The 20395-nt window shown below is 46.7% G+C and carries 14 protein-coding genes; 9 read left to right on the top strand and 5 right to left on the bottom strand.

What is annotated here, in order from left to right; all coding sequences use genetic code 11:
- Positions 1 to 42: 42 nt before the first annotated feature.
- On the bottom strand, positions 43 to 906 hold the full coding sequence (folP, locus tag HMPREF9007_RS07505; protein WP_008762591.1) for a dihydropteroate synthase: 864 nt from the start codon (positions 904 to 906) through the stop codon (positions 43 to 45).
- A 127-nt stretch (positions 907 to 1033) separates the two neighbouring features.
- Here folP and HMPREF9007_RS07510 point away from each other — a divergent pair, with 127 nt between their 5' ends.
- Together HMPREF9007_RS07510 and murF are read left to right on the top strand one after the other, a co-directional pair.
- Positions 1034 to 3049, top strand: coding sequence for an ATP-binding protein (locus tag HMPREF9007_RS07510; protein ID WP_008762590.1), 2016 nt, complete (start codon positions 1034 to 1036; stop codon positions 3047 to 3049).
- 74 nt (positions 3050 to 3123) lie between these two features.
- Positions 3124 to 4422, top strand: coding sequence for a UDP-N-acetylmuramoyl-tripeptide--D-alanyl-D-alanine ligase (murF, locus tag HMPREF9007_RS07515; RefSeq protein WP_008762589.1), 1299 nt, complete (start codon positions 3124 to 3126; stop codon positions 4420 to 4422).
- A gap of 153 nt (positions 4423 to 4575) precedes the next feature.
- Here murF and HMPREF9007_RS07520 read toward each other — a convergent pair whose 3' ends face one another.
- A complete protein-coding gene (locus HMPREF9007_RS07520) occupies positions 4576 to 4968 on the bottom strand; it encodes a VanZ family protein (RefSeq protein WP_008762588.1) in 393 nt (130 codons plus the stop codon).
- Positions 4969 to 5071: 103 nt separating this feature from the next.
- Between HMPREF9007_RS07520 and HMPREF9007_RS07525 the strand changes: the two genes are divergently transcribed.
- Both HMPREF9007_RS07525 and HMPREF9007_RS07530 read left to right on the top strand, forming a co-directional pair.
- Complete coding sequence (locus HMPREF9007_RS07525; protein WP_008762587.1) at positions 5072 to 6442, top strand: sodium-dependent transporter; 1371 nt, start codon at positions 5072 to 5074, stop codon at positions 6440 to 6442.
- The gene (locus HMPREF9007_RS07530; protein ID WP_008762586.1) at positions 6442 to 7371 is read left to right on the top strand and encodes a helix-hairpin-helix domain-containing protein; all 930 of its coding nucleotides are present in this window, start codon (positions 6442 to 6444) and stop codon (positions 7369 to 7371) included. The genes HMPREF9007_RS07525 and HMPREF9007_RS07530 overlap by 1 nt, the downstream gene beginning before the upstream one ends.
- Before the next feature lie 202 nt (positions 7372 to 7573).
- Here the strand turns inward: HMPREF9007_RS07530 and HMPREF9007_RS07535 are convergent, their stop codons facing one another.
- From HMPREF9007_RS07535 to HMPREF9007_RS07545, 3 genes are read right to left on the bottom strand one after another with little or no spacing between them, the layout of a single operon-like run.
- On the bottom strand, positions 7574 to 8230 hold the full coding sequence (locus tag HMPREF9007_RS07535; protein ID WP_008762585.1) for an ABC transporter ATP-binding protein: 657 nt from the start codon (positions 8228 to 8230) through the stop codon (positions 7574 to 7576).
- Between the two features lie 9 nt (positions 8231 to 8239).
- Positions 8240 to 8956 (bottom strand): tRNA threonylcarbamoyladenosine dehydratase, encoded by a 717-nt coding sequence (locus tag HMPREF9007_RS07540; RefSeq protein ID WP_008762584.1) that lies wholly within the window; start codon positions 8954 to 8956, stop codon positions 8240 to 8242.
- Positions 8956 to 11091 carry a cation:proton antiporter gene (locus HMPREF9007_RS07545; RefSeq protein WP_008762583.1) on the bottom strand — a complete coding sequence of 712 codons (2136 nt, stop codon included), beginning with the start codon at positions 11089 to 11091 and terminating at the stop codon, positions 8956 to 8958. The genes HMPREF9007_RS07540 and HMPREF9007_RS07545 overlap by 1 nt, the downstream gene beginning before the upstream one ends.
- A gap of 184 nt (positions 11092 to 11275) precedes the next feature.
- Here HMPREF9007_RS07545 and HMPREF9007_RS07550 point away from each other — a divergent pair, with 184 nt between their 5' ends.
- The 5 genes from HMPREF9007_RS07550 to HMPREF9007_RS07570 all read left to right on the top strand — a co-directional run bounded on the left by HMPREF9007_RS07550 (position 11276) and on the right by HMPREF9007_RS07570 (position 20391).
- Positions 11276 to 13015: an ATP-binding protein gene (locus HMPREF9007_RS07550; protein ID WP_008762582.1), complete on the top strand. Its 1740-nt coding sequence runs from the start codon at positions 11276 to 11278 to the stop codon at positions 13013 to 13015.
- Between the two features lie 67 nt (positions 13016 to 13082).
- Positions 13083 to 14090, top strand: a complete 1008-nt coding sequence (locus HMPREF9007_RS07555) for an aspartate-semialdehyde dehydrogenase (RefSeq protein ID WP_008762581.1) — start codon at positions 13083 to 13085, stop codon at positions 14088 to 14090.
- A gap of 749 nt (positions 14091 to 14839) precedes the next feature.
- Positions 14840 to 17653 (top strand): TonB-dependent receptor, encoded by a 2814-nt coding sequence (locus HMPREF9007_RS07560; protein WP_225651385.1) that lies wholly within the window; start codon positions 14840 to 14842, stop codon positions 17651 to 17653.
- Positions 17654 to 17657: 4 nt separating this feature from the next.
- Complete coding sequence (locus HMPREF9007_RS07565) at positions 17658 to 18890, top strand: DUF4876 domain-containing protein (RefSeq protein WP_008762579.1); 1233 nt, start codon at positions 17658 to 17660, stop codon at positions 18888 to 18890.
- Positions 18883 to 20391 (top strand): DUF6850 family outer membrane beta-barrel protein, encoded by a 1509-nt coding sequence (locus HMPREF9007_RS07570; protein WP_008762578.1) that lies wholly within the window; start codon positions 18883 to 18885, stop codon positions 20389 to 20391. Before HMPREF9007_RS07565 ends, HMPREF9007_RS07570 begins: the two co-directional genes overlap by 8 nt.
- The last annotated feature ends 4 nt before the right edge of the window (positions 20392 to 20395 follow it).

Here is a 20395-nt window from a genome sequence, read left to right as displayed (position 1 = left end):
ACAAACGACAAGAGAGTATCACCAACGGATAATGCCATTCTATCATTTGCCATATTCACTCTCAGTTCTCAGTTTATCCACAATCCGGACGGCTTCCACCGCTTCGCGCACGTCATGCACCCGAAGAATGTTCGCTCCTTTCATTAACGCAACGGTATCCAGTACGGTTGTTCCATTCAATGAATCCTGCGGAGTTCCTCCCAATAGTTTATAAATCATTGATTTCCGGGAAACACCGACTAACAGTGGAAGTTCGAAAATGCTGAACTCTTCCAAATGAGCCATCAACTCATAATTATGCTCCAGTGTCTTCCCAAAACCAAAACCCGGATCGAGTATAATGTCTTTCAGACCCAATTCACGAAATTGTTGCACCTTGCGAGCAAAGTACATGAACACTTCCTTCATCAAATTATCATAATGGGGTTCTTTCTGCATATTTTGGGGAGTTCCCTGCATGTGCATCATGATATAAGGCACTCCCAGGCGGGCCACAGTCTCAAACATCCGGTTGTCCATCTCACCGGCAGCGATATCATTGACGATAGCTACGCCATACTCCTCCACACACTGTTCGGCTACATCCGCCCGGAAAGTATCGACCGAAACGATAGCATCCGGATGATTCCGGTTTACGATCTCCAGTCCGGTACGTAAGCGGTTCATTTCTTCTTCGGCGGTGATGTGTTCGGCGTTCGGGCGCGAGGAGTAAGCTCCGATATCAATGATAGAGGCTCCTTCATCGATGATCTGCCGTGCCCTCGCTGCAATTTCCTCCTGCGTCTGCATCCGGCTGCCGGAATAAAAAGAATCGGGTGTCACATTGAGAATACCCATCACTTGCGGAGTAGCAAGATCGAGCAGACGTCCTTTCACATTTATATAAGTTGGAGAGATCAATTTCATTCTTGATTATATTCCAGTTAGACTGTTGCAAATGTAGATAAAAAAAGCAAGTATTCGTATTAAAATTAGGAAATAAACGTATATTTGCAATCAATAGCAATCAATAGAACTACCGAAAACGAATACCATGAGCCGATTGTCCCGAATTATCTTAGGATACCTTGTCTCTTTTTTGTTCATCGTTATTCCTGCAAAAGCCCAGAAAGAAGCTGAAGTTTATAACGTTGATTCCTCTTTGTATGCCTACTACCAGCGTTGCCAGGAACATTTGCTGGAACCGGTCGTGCTGAGTATGTCCGATACGCTGTTCCGTATGGCTAGCGGACAAAACGACCAGCGGATGCAGGCGGTAGCTCTCTCCACCCGGCTGGACTATTATTATTACCAGGCCAATAATGAAGACAGCATCATTTTTTATACCAATAAGGTAAAACAATTCGCTAAAGAAATACAGCAGTCCAAGTACTACTATTTCGCCTGGGCCAACCGGCTAATCCTATATTACCTGAAAACCGGAAGAAGTAACATCGCCCTCTATGAAGCCGAAAAAGTGCTGAAAGAGGCACAAGCCGAGGACAACAAGACCGGACTCATGTACTGCTACAACATCATGTCGCAGATTTACACAATCAAGAACTTTGATGTCATGGCGTCCGAATGGCGCGTGAAAGAAATCGAACTGACCGAAAAATACAAATTAGAAAACTATAACATCAGTAATACTTACGCTCAACTTGCCAATTACTACATTACGCATCATCAGCCGGAACCAGCGCTGGAAGCACTGGAAAAAGCAGTAAAAACAGCCAACTCCGCCAGCCATAAAATACTGGCAAAGCTGACATACGTAGAGTATTACAGTGAATTTAAAGATTTCTCAGCAGCGGAGAAGATGCTGAAAGAATGCAGGGAACTGTTCGACCAGGACAAAAGGCTGGACTCACTCAAAAAAAGGTTTTACCGCACAGAGGCTTTCTACTACCAGCGCAGCAAACAGTTCGTCAAGGCACTGGAAGCTGTCGAGAAGCAGAAAGCCGAAGAGCAACGGCTGAATGAGTACGCCATGAGCAGCGGACAATACCGCCTCAAAGGAGAAATCTACAGACAGATGGGCAGACCGGATGAAGCGGTGAAATTTCTGAAAAAGTATATTGAAGTAGACGATTCTTTGAAAATAGCCAATGAACAACTGGCGAGCAGCGAATATGCCACGCTGCTAAATGTAGAAAAGCTCAATGCGGAGAAAAAGGAATTAATGCTTCGGACAAAAGAAAAGGAGTTGAGCAATAAAACGACGCTGATTTTTTCATTGATCATCCTGTTAGCCATCCTCTTCTTGTTCTTATATCGGGAAAGCCGTCTGAACCGGAGGCTGAAGGCCTCGGAAAGTGAATTAAGAAATAAGAACGAAGAACTGACTTATTCGAGAGAAGAACTGCGCAAAGCCAGAGATCAGGCAGAAGCGACCAGCCAGATGAAAACGACTTTTATTCAGAGTATGTCTCACGAAATACGGACACCGCTCAATTCGATCATAGGCTTCTCACAAGTATTAAGTGACCACTACGGCAATGAGGAAACGAAAGAATTCGTCAACATCATCAAAGCCAACACGGACGATCTGCTTCGACTCGTGACCGATGTGCTCGCATTGTCGGAGCTCGACCAATATAACAAGCTCCCTACAAATATCCAAACGGATATCAATATGATCTGCCAGCTATCTATCGAAGTAGCTAAAATGCAGAAACAAGACACAGTCGAATTCCTTTTCAAACCGGAAAGGGAAAAACTAATCATACTCAGCAATCCGGAACGCATTTCGCAGTTACTTGCCAATCTGGCACACAATGCGATCAAATTCACGACTCATGGCAGCATCGAACTGACTTATTCGGTATTGGAAGCAGAAAAGAAACTCGAGATCAGCGTTACCGACACCGGTATAGGAATCCCTAAGGAGAAACAGGAAAAAGTATTCGAACGCTTCTACAAAATGAACTCCTTCTCACAGGGCACGGGCCTCGGACTGTCGATCAGCCGGACGATTGCCGAAAAGTTAGGAGGCAGCCTCCACATCGATTCATCCTATACGGACGGGTGCCGGATGGTGCTGACTCTTCCTTTGGTATATGCTGAGTAAAAAACGCTTCTGACCGATACCAAATCCGAAAGAATAGCCTATCTTTGCAACATTTAAAAATAAAAGCTCAGGCTATGAAACTTTCTGCTCTTTACCAGATATTTCTGGATTGCCAATTAGTGACGACCGATAGTCGGAACTGTCCTGAAGGATCACTGTTTATCGCTCTGAAAGGCGAGTCATTCAATGGAAACGCTTTTGCCGGAAAAGCATTGGAAACCGGTTGCGCCTATGCTGTCATCGACGAATCCGAATACGCGATTGAAGGCGATCAACGATATATACTCGTAGACGACTGCCTGCAAACATTGCAGCAGCTTGCCAATTACCACCGCCGCCAGCTGGGTACACGAGTAATCGGTATCACTGGTACCAACGGCAAGACGACTACGAAGGAACTGATCTCCGCCGTACTCTCTCAGAGCCACAACATTCTTTATACGTTAGGTAATCTGAACAACCACATCGGCGTGCCCTCTACCCTGCTCCGCCTGAAAGCGGAACACGACCTTGCCGTCATCGAGATGGGCGCCAATCATCCGGGAGAAATCAAATTCCTCAGCGAAATCGTAGAGCCGGACTGCGGTATCATCACCAATGTAGGCAAAGCCCATTTGGAAGGCTTCGGTTCTTTCGAAGGTGTGATAAAAACCAAAGGAGAACTTTATGACTTTCTCCGTAAGAAAGAAGGTTCTACCGTCTTTATCCATCACGACAATGCTTATCTGATGAACATTGCCGAAGGACTGAACCTGATCCCTTACGGCACCGAAGATGACCTTTACGTAAACGGACGAATCACCGGCAACTCCCCTTATCTCACTTTCGAATGGAAAGCGGGCAAGGATGGTAAATCCTATCAGGTTCAGACGCAACTGATCGGAGAATACAACTTCCCCAATGCACTGGCTGCCATCACCATCGGTCGCTTCTTCGGAGTGGAAGATGCAAAGATCAACGAAGCCTTAGCCGGATATACACCACAGAACAACCGCTCGCAACTAAAGAAAACGGACGATAACACACTGATCATCGACGCATACAACGCCAATCCGACCAGCATGATGGCTGCCTTACAGAACTTCCGCAACATGGAAGTTCCTCACAAAATGCTCATCCTTGGTGATATGCGCGAACTGGGTGCCGAAAGCGCTGCCGAACATCAGAAGATAGCAGACTACCTCAAAGAATGCGCGTTCGAAAAAGTATGGCTGGTAGGAGATCAGTTTGCAGCAGCAGAGCACTCCTTCCAAACCTATCCCAACGTACAGGAAGTAATAAAGGAACTGGAAGCCGACAAGCCGAAAGGATACACTATCCTGATCAAAGGGTCCAACGGAATTAAGCTCAGTTCGGTTGTAGATTATCTATAATATCGCTGTTATTTTCTCAAAGTATTCTCATGCCTTTGAGAAAAAATTCTCACCACGATGAGAAAAAATACTCATACCTCTGAGAATATTTTCTCACTGCAATGAGAATTTTTTCTCATAGGCATGAGTATGATTATGCATTACTACAGTCTTCTATTCCCTTCTCATCATTCGCGGACGAACCACATAATAAGCCACTAAACTGGCAAGGATGGCACCCACCGAGTTGGCGGCAAAGTCCAGCCAGTCTCCTCCCCGATAAGTCGTGCAATATTCTTGCAGCAATTCCACACAGCCGCTGAACAGTATGGGACAGAGGAATGCCCCTACCCATGCGTGCCATAACGGTGCGTCATCACGACGATGCGCCCGCAGAAATTCCAGCCATAACATACCTGACATACCAAAGTACATACAGATGTGAACTAATTTATCTAAGTTAGGGATTTCATTCAAGTCCGTTTTAGGAGGTTTGAAGAAAGACAGATAAATCACAGTTAAGATGATAAAAAGTGAAATAGGATATTTCTTAATATAAGATAGCATATCTAAATAAAATTACGATTCCGGTACAAATATAACTATCATTTTCTATATTTGCATTTTAATACATACATTTTATAACGATTTGTAAGACAAAACAAGATTTATGACGAAAATTGATAGAGCGAACTTCGGAAGTAAATTAGGCGTAATACTTGCTTCCGCCGGCTCGGCAGTAGGATTGGGAAACATCTGGAGATTTCCCTATGAAACGGGTAATCACGGTGGCGCAGCCTTTATACTGATCTATTTAGGATGCGTTTTTCTTTTGGGACTTCCCATTTTGATTGCCGAATTCCTAATCGGACGCCGTTCGAGGGCAAATACAGCGGGAGCCTATCAGAAATTAGCTCCCGGCACTCATTGGCGCTGGGTGGGACGCATGGGAGTCCTCGCAGCTTTTCTGATTCTCAGTTATTATTCCGTAGTGGCAGGATGGACGCTGGAGTATGTGTATGAAGCTCTTACGAACGGCTTTACGGGTAAGACTCCCACAGAATTCATCTCTTCCTTCCAGCAGTTCTCCAGCAGTCCGTGGCGACCGGTCTTGTGGTTGGTTCTGTTTCTGTTGGTTACTCATTTTATTATTGTCAAAGGCGTGGAGAAAGGTATCGAGAAATCTTCCAAGATCATGATGCCAACCCTGTTCATTATTATATTGATACTTGTAATCTGTTCGGTTACCCTGCCGGGAGCTGGTGCGGGTATCGAGTTTCTGCTGAAACCGGATTTCAGCAAGGTGGACGGAAATGTATTTCTGAGTGCGATGGGACAGGCTTTCTTCTCCCTTAGTCTGGGGATGGGATGTCTCTGCACCTACGCTTCTTATTTCAGCAAAGAAACCAATCTGACCAAGACAGCATTCAGCGTAGGGATTATAGACACGTTTGTAGCAGTATTGGCAGGCTTCATTATCTTTCCGGCCGCATTCTCTGTAGGGATACAACCGGACGCGGGTCCGAGCCTTATCTTTATCACACTGCCCAATGTATTCCAGCAGGCATTCAGCGGAGTACCGATATTGGCCTATATCTTCTCCGTCATGTTCTACGTATTGCTTGCCATGGCAGCACTGACTTCCACCATTTCCCTGCACGAAGTGGTCACCGCTTATCTGCACGAAGAATTCAACTTCACACGCGGCAAGGCAGCCAGACTGGTGACCGGAGGATGTATCTTCTTAGGTATCCTTTGTTCTTTGTCGCTCGGAGTGATGAAAGGATTCACCATCTTCGGATTGGGAATCTTTGACTTATTCGACTTTGTCACGGCTAAGATCATGCTGACACTCGGCGGTCTGTGCATTTCCATCTTTACCGGATGGTATCTCGACAAGAAAATCGTCTGGTCGGAGATCACCAATGACGGTTCGCTGAAAGTTCCCGTATACAAACTGATCATCTTTATATTAAGATATATTGCACCGATTGCCATCTCTCTGATCTTTATCAATGAGTTGGGACTTATCAAACTATAATGTGGAAAGACTTTTTTTATTTTACTAAAACCGAACGACAAGGCATTATCGTCCTTGTCGTTCTTGTTATAGGGGTATACACAATCCCCGCACTCTTGCAGGCTTTCTCCGGACCGGAGAAAACCGACCCGGCTGAACAGGCGAAATCCGAAAAGGAATATAATGAATTTATCTCTTCCATAAAAGAAGCAAAGCAGGACAAGAAATATCCAGTTTACAGAGGCAGGTATTCATCGCCCGCCTATCCGAAAAAAGAAATCAGACCGGCAGCGTTCGATCCGAATACCGCCGACTCCGCCACTTTCCTCAGTCTCGGCTTACCTACCTGGATGGCGGGCAATATTCTGCGATACCGCAGAAAGCAAGGCAGATTCCGACGTCCGGAAGACTTTCGGAAAATATACGGGCTGGCGGAAGAACAATACCGGACTCTTCAACCGTATATACGCATTGCCGAAACACCAGTCCTTCAAGATACCAGCCGGATATTAGTAGTACAAGCGACTGCCCCATATGATACTTTAATGAAATACCCGCCGGGCACTATCATCGACCTTAATCAGGCGGATACCACCGAACTTAAAAAGATTCCGGGGATCGGAAGCCGGATTGCCCGATCGATTGTAAACCGTCGCCGGTTATTGGGAGGATTCTATCAGATAGAACAGTTAGGGGAGATTCGGTTAAAAGCGGAAAAGCTCCGTTCGTGGTTCTCCGTGGATGCCGGAAAGATTCACCGGATCAACATCAATAAGGCAAGTGTAGAGCGAATGATGCATCATCCGTACATCAGCTATTATCAAGCCAAGGTCATTGCAGAGTACCGGAAGAAGAAGGGGAAAGTAAGAGACTTGAAACAACTGATGCTTTACGAGGAATTCACACCCGCAGATTTCGAACGAATGGCGCCTTATGTTTGTTACGACTAGAATCGTATTTGTTGTGATATATAAAAAAAGATGCATTCCTATCACACCAGACAAGAATGCATCACACACAAACAAAACAAACACTCTACTGACATCTTCACAGACTTACGTAGAGAAGCGACTATAAATATATAGCTAAAAGATTGAACTCACACAATCTTCTAGTGATTTGGTATCCATTTTTAGAAGTTTGGTTTCCTTATTAATCTTTTTTAATTGTGCCATCCACCATATGTACCGTTCTATCGGTGATTTTGGCCAGTCCTTCATCATGGGTAACGATGACGAAAGTCTGTCCCAACCGGTCCCTCAGGTCGAAGAACAATTGGTGTAAATCTTCTTTATTATGTGTATCGAGACTTCCGGAAGGTTCGTCCGCAAGGATGACTGCCGGATGGTTAATCAAGGCACGTGCTACGGCCACCCGTTGCTTCTCTCCTCCCGACAGTTCGTTCGGCTTATGGGAAGCACGGTCGGTGAGTCCCATGAAAGCCAGTATCTCCATAGCACGTTCGTTTGCTTCCTTAGACGATACTCCGGCGATAAATGCGGGGATCATCACATTCTCCAACGCGGTAAACTCCGGCAGAAGCTGATGAAACTGAAACACAAAACCGATATTCTTATTGCGGAAAGCGGACAGTTCTTTCTCCTTCATCCGGCTGACTACCGTTCCGTCAATCGCCACCGTGCCCGCATCCGGTTCGTCAAGCGTTCCCATGATCTGTAAGAGAGTCGTTTTTCCGGCTCCGCTAGGTCCTACGATACTGACGATCTCACCTTTATTGATTTCCAGGTCAATGCCTTTCAGCACCTGCAAAGAACCAAAACTCTTGGTTATTCCTTCTAATTTTATCATAATAGCTTCTTAGATTCGTTTAATGACATATTCCGCCAGATAGCAGCCGAAGACTGCCGGCATATAGCTGACCGTTCCGCAGGTCGATTTCTTATTCCGTTCGTCATCCGTGAGCAATACCGCTTTCGGGTCCGCCTGTTCGGTACTGAATACGACGGGAAGTTTACGCTTTACTCCCATTTTCTGCAAACGCTTCCGCACCGCTTTGCTGAGTCCGCAGTGATAGGTATCCCAAAGGTCGGCAAAGCGAATCTGCGTAATATCGCTCTTCGCGCCTGCGCCCATGCTGGAAACAATCTTTATATGACGCTTCATCGCTTCATAGATCAGAAAGCATTTGGGGCTGATCGTATCGATGGCATCCACTATGAAGTCAAACTTAGCGGAGTCCAACAGTTCGGGGATGTTCTCGTCTTTCAGATAGACGGGTAAAACGGTCAGTTCAATATCCGGATTGATGTCTTTGTAGCGTGCCGCCAACACTTCCGCTTTCGGCATCCCCAGGGTGGAATGCATGGCAGGAAGCTGACGGTTCATATTGGTAGGCTGCACGGTATCCGCGTCTACAATCGTCATCCTGCCTACCCCAGCCCGGCAAAGCATTTCGGCAGCATACGCCCCCACGCCTCCCAGCCCGACAACCAATACATGCGAAGCACGGATACGCTTCATTTTCTCTTCTCCCAACAGGAGTTCTGTCCGTTGTTGCCAGTTATTTTCTTCCATCAGCTTTTCTTAAACCATTTATAAAACCATTTGCCCACCTTTTCATAATGCTGCGATTCGTTGTAACCACGCGGGTCGGAGAAAGACACAATCTCCTGCGGATCGCCGAACTGGTCGGGGTACAGGATAATCAGACTGTTGTTGGAGAAATACTTGCTCAGCTGTGCCGGCAGACGTTCAAAGGACGGATCGTACGAGATAGAACCCCGACGGGCCGAGATGACAACGAATAAATGATCGTAATTCACCTGTCCGGTCAGCAGCAGAAGATCGCCCCACTCTTCGAGCAGAGAAAATTCGGTCGGGGTACCGCTGAATTTCTTCTTCACCAGTTGTTGCAGACGCATCAGTGTACGTTCATTGGCAAAGAAATGCACGCGGCAACCGAGAATGCTTCCCATCCGGCAGAAATGCTCTACCCATTTGGAAAAACCGGTTTCAAATTCGGCTTTGGGCGGAACGGCGATGATGATGCGGCGGAGCGTATTGACCGGCATCAGGAATTTGGCTATCATCACTTCGCGGTGAGTACCTTTCAGCAGGCTTTCGGCAAGGTTGCCAAAGAAGGAATCGACGATATTCGCCTTGCGGTGCAGACCGATCACTACATCCGTAGCCTCATATTCCTTAATCGTATGTATAATCCCCGAAGCAATGTTCAGATCGTAGCGGCTTACCATCGTCACCGGCACATCGGCGGCGGCGGCAATCATGGCGGCTTTTTCGAGATTCCGCTTGCCTTGCAGTTCCTTATTCTCCGAGCTGTTATTGTCATTAATCACATTCAGGGCAATCATGCCATTCTTCTGCTTGGCATCCTTGATCACCAGGGCGAGATTCACCAGGTTCTCAATCGTTTCCGGATTAGCTACCGGAATCAGAATCTGCTCCATCGCTTTCTTCGCTCCCTTATCTTCGGGCTGCGCATCTTCGTTCAGTGCAAACCGGCGGGCGGAACGTTCCGTTACCAGCGAACTGATGACACAGGTGAAAAGGATCATCACGACCGTACCGTTCAGTACGTCATCATTGAGCAGACGCTCTCCGTTTTCCATGATAATTTCGTGCCCGATCAGCACCGCTGCCAGCGTAGCCGCCGCCTGTGCATTACTGAGTCCGAAGATCATGCTGCGTTCATTGGGCTGCATACGGTAAATCTTCTGCGTGATCCATGCGGCAAGCCATTTGCTGAAAGTAGCTACCACTGTCATGACTACCGCCACTTTCAATGCTTCGCCCCCCGTAAACAGGCTTCTGACATCGATAATCATACCGACACCGATCAGGAAGTAAGGAATGAACAAGGCATTTCCCACAAATTCCAGACGGTTCATCAGCGGAGAGACATGAGGAATCAAGCGGTTCAGGACCAATCCGGCAAGGAAAGCTCCCAAAATTCCTTCCATTCCAACAAACTCCATCAGTCCGCCTCCGAGGAAGACCATCGCCAGCACGAACACGAACTGCATCACGCTATCGTCATACTTCCGGAAGAACCAGCGTCCGATGCGGGGGAAGAAGAAGATAATAAGGAAACCAAGGAAGGCTACTTTCGCAACGAGGAACACCCAGAACAGACCATCGACGGTGCCTTTAAACATTCCGCCAATAACGGCAAGGATGATAAGGGCAAGAGTGACCGTAATGGCCGTACCACCGATAGTAATATTGACACTACGCAGACGGGACAATCCGTAACGGCTGATAATAGGATAAGCAATCAAAGTGTGAGAAGCGTACATACTGGCGAGCAGCACTGCGGTAAGAAAACCGTATCCCAGCATGCTCATACTGCTCCATATACCCAGCGCCATAGGAATCAGGAAAGTAAGCAAGCCGAAGACAACGCTCTTCATCCGGTTTTTCTTGAAGTCCTCCATGTCCATTTCGAGTCCGGCAAGGAACATGATATAGTAAAGCCCCACTTTACCAAACAGTTCGAAGCTGCTGTCACGGTCGAGCACATGGAATCCGTGTTCGCCGATCAGCACACCGGCCAGAATCATACCTATAATATGAGGTATATGAAGGCGCCCCAGAATCATCGGAGCAAAGAGAATGATAATTAGCACCAGAAAAAACACCCAAGTCGGATCGGTTATCGGTAACGCTAAATTGAATTCAAACAGGTTCATAGGTCCGTGGTTTTAGGATTTCTACGCAAAGGAACAAAAAAGTTCGCAGAATCACAATGCAGGTATTATAAATCTCATCCTCCTGTTTATTTAATAGGAATAATAGCAACAATTGCAGAAGGATAGTTGTTGGAGATAAAAAGAAAACTTAACTTTGCATCCATCCCAATAAAATGAACGCATTATGGCAAAAGGAATCCCTTATGGCATATCGGACTTCAGCAGGCTGATAGACCAAAATTATTATTATGTAGATAAAACGCATTTCATTCCCCAGATAGAAGAAATAGCAAACTACCTTTTCCTTATTCGTCCCCGACGGTTCGGCAAGAGTGTATTTCTCACCATGATGCGTGCCTATTACGATATTTCACAGAAAGATCGTTTTGAAGAACGGTTCGGCAATCTATGGATCGGTAAGCACCCCACCCCGCTTCAGGGAATCTACCAGGTGCTCTATTTTGACTTTTCCAAAGCAAACCTGGGACGTGGAAGTCTGGAAGACAACTTCAACAATTATTGCTGCATACAGTTGAACGACTTCTTCAGTACTTACCGGGAATACTACCAAGGCGAGAAAGAACTGGAGCAAATCATCGCTTCTACCGAAGCCGCTACAAAGCTGCATTGGCTGGAAGCCACCGCCCGCCGCCTGGGACATTTGCTCTACCTCATCATTGATGAATATGACAACTTTACGAATGTCATCCTGAGTGAACAGGGGAAAAACCTTTTCCGCGACCTGACCCACGCCAGCGGCTTCTACCGGGAATACTTCAAGCAGTTCAAGGGTATGTTCGAACGCATCTTCCTGATGGGGGTAAGTCCTGTTACGCTGGACGACTTATCCAGCGGATATAACATAGACTGGAATATCAGTGTGGACCCGCACTTCAATATGATGATGGGATTCAGTGAAACAGATGTACGGGAGATGTTCGGCTATTATCAGAAAGAAGGTATGCTGAAAGGAGATATAGATGCCATGATTAATGAAATGAAACCGTGGTATGACAATTACTGCTTTGCCAAAGCCAGCTTGAAGACCGATCCGAGAATGTTCAATTGCGACATGACACTATATTATTTGCGTCACCGGGTTAATTTCGACGCATCTCCGGAAGAATTGGTCGACAAGAATATCCGTACGGACTACAGCAAATTGAAAATGCTGGCACGCCTCGATCATGAGAATGTATCGGGAGGAGACCGCATGAGTACGATTGAAGAGATAGCTGCCAAAGGAGAGATACTGGTAAACCTCCACACCTCCTTCCCGGCAGAGAAGATTGTTGAAACAGACAATTTCCGCAGCCTGCTTTATTATTATGGACTGCTTACAATGTGCGGCACACGTGGAGACCGTATTGTGATGTGCATTCCTAACAATTGCGTCCGTGAGCAGTATTTCGGATTCCTTCGGGAATACTACCAGCAGCGTAAGGAAGTATTCTTGCCTCACTTAAAAGATTTAATTGACGACATGGCCTTCGACGGACAATGGCGCCCTCTGTTTGAGTACATAGCCCTTGCCTATAAAGAAAACTCCGCCATCCGCGATGCCATCGAGGGAGAACACAATTTGCAAGGTTTCTTCAAAGCATACCTTGCTCTTGCTTCTTATTATCTGGTTCAGCCGGAATTGGAGATGAATTACGGATATTGTGACTTTTTCCTCCTGCCGGACAAATCCCGCTACCCGGACACGGCACACAGTTATATTCTAGAATTAAAATACCTCCCGCGCACCGCCACCGATAAGGAACTGGAAGAACAAGCGGAAGAAGGCAGAGGGCAACTAAAACAATATAGCCGGGATAAAAAGGTAACAACTATCAGTGAAGGGACTGCATTGCATTGCATTTTGCTCCAATTTAAAGGATGGGAACTGATAAAATGTGAAGAAGTATCTCCAAAATGCTGATTATATGATAAAATGTTCTAATTTTGCAGCGATTAACCACATTATTCACATTTAACAAAAGAAAAAGATGAAAGTAGCTATTGTTGGCGTAAGCGGAGCCGTAGGACAGGAATTCCTGCGCGTGCTCGATGAGAGAAATTTCCCGATGGACGAGTTAGTTTTGTTCGGTTCTAAACGCAGTGCCGGAACAACCTATACTTTCCGCGGTAAACAGATCGAGGTCAAACTCTTACAACACAACGATGACTTTAAAGGAGTAGACATTGCTTTCACTTCTGCCGGTGCAGGAACATCCAAGGAGTTCGAGAAAACAATCACCAAATACGGTGCTGTGATGATCGACAACTCCAGCGCTTTCCGTATGGACGCTGATGTGCCTTTGGTAGTGCCCGAAGTAAATGCCGCAGATGCGTTGGAGCGCCCGCGTGGCGTCATTGCCAATCCTAACTGTACAACTATCCAGATGGTAGTTGCACTGAAAGCCATCGAACAGCTTTCTCATATAAAAACCGTGCACGTATCTACTTATCAGGCTGCCAGCGGTGCCGGTGCTGCCGCTATGGACGAGTTGTACGAACAATACCGTCAGGTATTGGCCAACGAGCCTGTGACAGTAGAGAAGTTTGCTTATCAGCTGGCATTCAACCTGATTCCGCAGATCGATGTGTTCACAGAAAACGGTTATACCAAAGAAGAAATGAAGATGTACAACGAAACACGCAAGATTATGCACTCTGACGTGAAAGTCAGTGCAACCTGCGTACGTGTTCCCGCACTTCGTGCTCACTCTGAAAGCATCTGGGTGGAAACAGAACGTCCGATCTCGGTAGAAGAAGCCCGTGAAGCATTCGCCAAAGGCGAGGGTCTCGTTCTTCAGGACAATCCTGCCGAAAAGGAATACCCGATGCCGTTGTTCCTTGCAGGCAAAGACCCTGTGTACGTTGGACGTATCCGCAAAGACCTTACAAATGAAAACGGTCTGACATTCTGGATCGTTGGCGATCAGATCAAGAAAGGTGCTGCACTGAATGCTGTACAGATCGCAGAGTATCTGATCAAAGTAAAGAACGTATAAGATACATAGATAAAATGAAATAAAGGTCGGCTTGCTACATGACAATCGTCGCAGCGCAAGCCGATCTTCTTTATTTGCCTTGAAGTCACCAAGGCTTTCCTTTTCCCATCTCTCCTACAAAATTATTCTCCAAGAAGTAGTTCCAAATTCGGTTTCATGCCTTGAAACAAAAGGTTTCATGCCTTGAAACTAATAGTTTCAACCTTTGAAGCCATTGGTTTCTCGATGTGAAACTAAAAGTTTCAAGCGCCTGAAACTATCTGAAACAACTGTCGATTGAAATGACTTGACCGTAACAACTGACTCATTTAACCTGTCCTTTCAAGCCATTTCAAACCATTTATCAGTCTATAATGAAGGAGTTGTCAGCTATTAACAACTGATTTCTCAGTTATTAATAGCTGGGATGCCAATTGTTAACAGTTGACACACCAGACATTAACATCCTGCAAATCAAAGCATAAAGCTAAACAAACGAGATTAAGTCCATGATGCAAGTGAGAGCAACCGTTTGCCCTCATACCTGCCGCCACAGTTGCTACCACACTGGAAACCACGATGAATAAAGGGATACAGACCGTTTGTTAGAGCATGAGAGCAAAACTGCTATCAAATCACTATGGAGAGAAATACCTATTTATGGGTACTCGCATACTCCCAAAATAGTCATTATTTGCGATTGTAGTATTAACGATATAGAACGAAATTTGCACAAAATTTGTTCTATGAGGTTTCTTACACTTAAAATAATGCTCTGCTTGCTTCTTTCTTTGATCGTTTCCAGAATTGAAGCCAATCCTAACAATTATTCTATTTCCGGTCGTATATCCGACGAAAGGACGGGTTCGCCGTTGCCCGGCGCATCCATTTTAATCAAAGGTACCTATTTGTGGGCTGTATCCGACCAGAAGGGGGAATTTACGATACAAGGAATACAGGAAGGCAAGTATCAATTGGAAGTTTCCTTCCTCGGTTATGTTCCGGCAACGGTTCCGGTGAATGTGAACAACAGCATCAAAGGATTAAAGATACAACTGAAGGAAAATACACTTGCCCTGAACGACGTAATCGTTACCGCACAAGCTCCGAAGACTGAACTGAACACCACGCTCAACATCGGGAGTAACGCACTGGAACATCTGCAGATATCGAATGTAAGCGATATTTCCGCCCTTCTTCCGGGAGGAAAGACGAAAGTCCCGGACTTGACCAGCAACAATATTTTCTCTCTGCGCGACGGAGGTTCATCCGCAGGCAACGCGGCTTTCGGAACGGCGATAGAAGTAGACGGAGTACGCATCGGCAACAACTCTTCTTTCGGCAATATGACCGGAATAGATACCCGCAGCATCTCTGTGGCCGATATCGAATCGGTAGAAGTCATCACCGGAGTACCTTCGGCAGAGTACGGAAACTTGAACAGCGGTATGGTCAAAATCCATACGAAGAAAGGGAAGACTCCGTGGAATGTACTGCTATCCATCAATCCCCGCACAGAACAGGTATCCTTTTCCAAAGGGCTGGACCTCGGCAACGATAAAGGAATCGTCAACATAAGCGGTGAATGGACCAAGGCTACTCAAAAGCTTAATTCACCCTATACTTCTTATACCCGCAGAGGATTCTCCGCAAGTTACAGCAATACGTTCCGGAAAGTGCTCCGATTCGACATCGGGCTGACCGGTAACATCGGAGGTATGAATACGAAGGATGATCCCGACGCATATACGGGAGAATATACCAAAGTCAGAGACAACGTTTTCCGTGCAAACACGTCATTGGCATGGCTGCTCAACAAGTCATGGATTACCAACCTCAAACTGGATGCATCGGTGTATTACAATGATAACAAGTCGCATGCACATACACCTTATTCTTATGCGTCCGAACAGCCGGCAGTCCACGCCGAACAGGAAGGCTATTTCATTGCAGGCAAACTGCCTTACCATTTCTTTGCCGATCAGATTGTCGATTCCAAAGAACTGGATTATGCCGCTTCGTTGAAGTACGAATGGAACCGTCGTTTCAAGAACATAACCAGCAATCTGAAAGCAGGCGTGCAATGGAAAGGAACAGGCAATGTGGGCGACGGAGAGTATTATCAGAATCCTTCGCTGGCTCCCAACGGGTATCGTCCCCGTTCTTACTCGGCTTATCCATATATGCACAATGTTTCGTTGTATGCGGAAGAAAGCCTGTCGGTACCTGTCGGCAGCACCATGCTGAGGCTGATGGCGGGATTGCGTTGGGAGAATCTGTTCATCAGCGGAACGCAATACGACAAGTTGAACACACTGTCGCCACGTTTCAACGCCAGATGGCAGCTGAACGAAAACATAGCGATTCGGGGCGGATGGGGAGTGACCGAGAAGCTGCCTTCGTACTATGTGCTCTATCCCCGACAGGAGTATCGGGATATTCAGACTTTCGGAGTCTCATACAATAACAATGAGTCGGCTTACGTCTATTACAGTCAGCCATATACTTTATTACACAATGAGAAACTACGCTGGCAGAAGAATCAGAATGCCGAAATAGGAGTTGACATCAATGTGGCCCGCACCCGTATTTCACTGGTAGGATACTTTAACCGCACGAAGATGCCTTATAAATATACAAGTACCTATACTCCGTTCGCATACAATGTTCTACAGTTGCCGGAAGGATTCGAGCTATCCGCTAATCCGCAGATTACCGTGGACAATCAGACGGGCATGGGATATATACGTGACGATGAGAACAGTTACTGGACACCGCTGGACGTAAAGGTGAAAGACCAGACTTTCGTCAAGTCAACCTCTCCCGATAACGGACCGGACATCACCCGCAGAGGAGCGGAAATGATCATCGATTTTCCGGAGATCACTCCCCTCCGTACGCAGTTCCGTGTGGATGCGGCCTATACATATACCAAATACATAGACAACTCCTTGTCTTATTACTACCAGAACGGATGGTCGCACACCAGTCTCGCCAACCGTTCCTACCAATATGTAGGTATATATGCCAACGGCGACAACTCATCCACGACTGCCAACGGCAAGCGCACTCACTCGCTGGATGCCAATATCACAGCGATCACCCGTATCCCGAAAGCAAGGCTGATCATATCCTGCAAACTGGAAGCCTCGCTCATCAAGCGGTCGCAGAATCTCTCCGAATATAACGGTACGTCCTACGCGTTCAACGTCAGCGAGAACAGCAACGAGAAAACAGGAGGCAGCATCTACGACGGAAATTCTTATACGGCCATTTATCCGGTTGCCTACCTCGACCTGAACAACGAGGTACATCCGTTCACCGCCGCCGAAGCCGAAAATCCGGACTTCGCACATCTGATACGTAAATCGGGCAATGCCTATACTTTCGCAGCCGACGGATATGATCCGTATTTCTCTGCCAATATCAGCATTACCAAGGAGATAGGCGATCATGTTTCGCTGTCGTTCAACGCGATTAATTTCACGAACTCACGGGCGTATGTGAAATCATACGCAACCGGAACCAGTGCAATCTTTACCCCGAACTTTTATTATGGACTAACCTGCCGCATTAAACTTTAGAAATATGAAACAACAGTCAATCTATATCATACTGCTTTTCGTCACATCCTTACTCGGAGGATGTACAGACATCGACAAAGGCAATCCTTACGAAGACCAGCTGCACACCTTGCAGGTGACTGCCGTCTATCCGGACGATTATGCGGAATACCTTCGGGAAGGCATCACCGTCCAAATCGAAGACATCGACCGCGGCAATTCCTACAAGACGGTAACCGACCAGAACGGTACAGCGCAATTCGCCCTGACCAACGGCATATACCGCATACAAATCAGCGATAAAGCCGATCAGCATATATTCAACGGACTGGCAGACAAGGTAAAACTCGTAAACGGGGATGTCACACTCAACGTTCCGCTCACACACTCCAAAGCCGGTGCCATCATTATCAAGGAAATCTATTGCGGAGGATGTACCAAGCTGCCGCAGGAAGGTACTTATCAGGCTGATAAATACATTATCCTGCACAACAATGATTCCCAGACGCAGTATCTCGACCATTTATGCTTAGGTACACTCGATCCTTACAACTCCCAGTCCACCAACGTATGGGTGACGCAGGACGAAGCAACCGGAGCAACCATTTTCCCCGATTTCGCTCCTATCGTCCAGTGCATCTGGCAATTCCGCGGTAACGGCACTTCCTTCCCGCTGGCACCCGGTGCAGATGCAGTCATCGCCGTCAACGGCGCCATAGATCATGCCGCCCAATACCCGCTGTCGGTCAATCTGAACAAACCGGGATATTTTGCCTGCTACAATGTTTATTACTGGAATACGATGTATCATCCTGCTCCGGGCGACCAGATCAGCCACGACCATTATCTGGACGTGGTCATCAAACTGGGACAGGCGAATGCATATACATTCTCCATATTTTCTCCCGCCACTGTCATCTTCAAGGCTCAGGACACTACGATACAGGAGTATGTACAGCAAACAGGCAGTGTGATACAAAAGCCCGGCAGCACGGTGGATCAAGTCATCAAGATTCCGCTCGACTGGGTGATTGACGGGGTAGAGGTGTACTATGGCGGTTCGTCGAGCAACAAAAAACGCATTTCACCTTCCATCGATGCCGGATATGTCAGCCAAAGCGCACTGTATGACGGACGCAGCCTGCACCGTCGGGTAGACGAGGAAGCATCGAAGGAGGCCGGTTATGAAATACTGGAAGATACGAACAACTCTTCCGCCGATTTTTATGAAAGAGAACAACAATCCCTGCATGAGTAATATGAAAGGAATATATATAGGATGTATGCTGCTGTGTATAGCAGCCGTAAGCTCGGCACAGACTTACGATGTTATCGAACGACGAAATTCATGGAATGCCGGAACAAACGTAACGGGAATCATGATGGACAGCGTCACCGTCTCCTACGCCGAGCTGTACGGCAAGAACAATCATGGTGACTTCCGCAACTACTACGAAGCCGGTAAATTATGGAGTGCCGGTGCAGTAGCCAAGTCCATCACACACTTAAAGAAGTATTCTCTGATCGGCTCGTTCTCATTCGACCACACTTCCGGCAAGGATATGAGCGGCTCCATGTTCATTCATCCCGGTTTTTATCCGGTAGACCTGCTGGAGTTTACCCCCGGCCGAAAGGATTTGCAAACTTATGCGTTTATGGGAGGTATAGCAGCAGATGCCGGCACCAACTGGCGCATCGGCGGAAAGATCGATTTCACCTCTGCCAATTACTCCAAACGCAAGGACTTGCGGCATACCAACTACAGACTGGACTTAAAAGTCGCTCCCGGCATCATGTATCATTCGGACCATTATGCGATCGGATTCTCTTATATTTTCAGCAAAAACAGCGAATCCGTTTCAGCAGAAGAGATCGGAACAGCCGCTACACCTTATTACGCATTCCTTGATAAAGGACTGATGTACGGTGCCTACGAAGCATGGTCGGGAAGCGGAGTCCATCTGAGCGAATCGGGTATCAACGGATTCCCCATCAAGGAACTGTCTCACGGAGCAGCAGTTCAGGCTCAATGGGGATCGCTTTACGGAGATTTGGAGTATCTGCATTCTTCCGGTACCGCCGGAGAGAAAGAGGTTATCTGGTTTAAGTTTCCGGCACACCGGATTACATCGCATCTGAGATACCGTTTCGCCAAAGGCAGTACCGAACATTTCCTGCGGATCAACCTCTCATGGTCACGCCAGACAAATGACGAGAATGTATTGGGACAGGAGATATCCAACGGAATCACGACTACCCATGTTTACGGTTCCAACCGGATTTTCGAAAGAAAGGCTTTATCCGTTCAGCCCGAATATGAGTTGATCGCTCCTAAAGGAGAATTGCGTGTCGGAGCCGAGATTTCGTCTTTTAAAAGCATGACTACCCAAATGTACCCTTATGTCGCGTCACAGACAATGACTTGTGGACGGGTTTACGCATCCGGCGTACTTCATGCCGGAAGGTTCGATATGAAAGCTGCTGCAAGTTTATCCATAGGAGACTTCACGGAGAAGAGCAGGACTACTGAAACGACAGCCGAACCGGGCGATCCTCCATACCGCCTGACAGATTATTACCATCTGCAGAATGAGTATGCAACTGCCCCACGGGCGACAGTGAACGTCGGATTACGCTATCACTTTCATCGGGGAATTTATGCCGAAATTCAGGGCGGATATACGCACGGTTTCAACCTTGAATATATAGCAGGTTCGAGCCGTTGGAATGAGACGATTAAGTTAGGTTATACATTTTAAAATT

It is taken from the genome of Bacteroides sp. 1_1_14 (assembly GCF_000162515.1).
Lineage (GTDB): Bacteria > Bacteroidota > Bacteroidia > Bacteroidales > Bacteroidaceae > Bacteroides > Bacteroides thetaiotaomicron.
The sequence above is the reverse complement of the archived record's forward strand: the minus strand, read 5'-3'. Positions and strand labels throughout refer to the sequence as shown.

What these genes read in the sequence shown, in the direction of transcription:
- folP (WP_008762591.1), bottom strand. Translation starts at nt 906, where the DNA reads ATGAAATTGATCTCTCCAACTTATATAAATGTGAAAGGACGTCTGCTC.
- HMPREF9007_RS07510 (WP_008762590.1), top strand. Translation starts at nt 1,034, where the DNA reads ATGAGCCGATTGTCCCGAATTATCTTAGGATACCTTGTCTCTTTTTTG.
- murF (WP_008762589.1), top strand. Translation starts at nt 3,124, where the DNA reads ATGAAACTTTCTGCTCTTTACCAGATATTTCTGGATTGCCAATTAGTG.
- HMPREF9007_RS07520 (WP_008762588.1), bottom strand. Translation starts at nt 4,968, where the DNA reads ATGCTATCTTATATTAAGAAATATCCTATTTCACTTTTTATCATCTTA.
- HMPREF9007_RS07525 (WP_008762587.1), top strand. Translation starts at nt 5,072, where the DNA reads ATGACGAAAATTGATAGAGCGAACTTCGGAAGTAAATTAGGCGTAATA.
- HMPREF9007_RS07530 (WP_008762586.1), top strand. Translation starts at nt 6,442, where the DNA reads ATGTGGAAAGACTTTTTTTATTTTACTAAAACCGAACGACAAGGCATT.
- HMPREF9007_RS07535 (WP_008762585.1), bottom strand. Translation starts at nt 8,230, where the DNA reads ATGATAAAATTAGAAGGAATAACCAAGAGTTTTGGTTCTTTGCAGGTG.
- HMPREF9007_RS07540 (WP_008762584.1), bottom strand. Translation starts at nt 8,956, where the DNA reads ATGGAAGAAAATAACTGGCAACAACGGACAGAACTCCTGTTGGGAGAA.
- HMPREF9007_RS07545 (WP_008762583.1), bottom strand. Translation starts at nt 11,091, where the DNA reads ATGAACCTGTTTGAATTCAATTTAGCGTTACCGATAACCGATCCGACT.
- HMPREF9007_RS07550 (WP_008762582.1), top strand. Translation starts at nt 11,276, where the DNA reads ATGGCAAAAGGAATCCCTTATGGCATATCGGACTTCAGCAGGCTGATA.
- HMPREF9007_RS07555 (WP_008762581.1), top strand. Translation starts at nt 13,083, where the DNA reads ATGAAAGTAGCTATTGTTGGCGTAAGCGGAGCCGTAGGACAGGAATTC.
- HMPREF9007_RS07560 (WP_225651385.1), top strand. Translation starts at nt 14,840, where the DNA reads ATGCTCTGCTTGCTTCTTTCTTTGATCGTTTCCAGAATTGAAGCCAAT.
- HMPREF9007_RS07565 (WP_008762579.1), top strand. Translation starts at nt 17,658, where the DNA reads ATGAAACAACAGTCAATCTATATCATACTGCTTTTCGTCACATCCTTA.
- HMPREF9007_RS07570 (WP_008762578.1), top strand. Translation starts at nt 18,883, where the DNA reads ATGAGTAATATGAAAGGAATATATATAGGATGTATGCTGCTGTGTATA.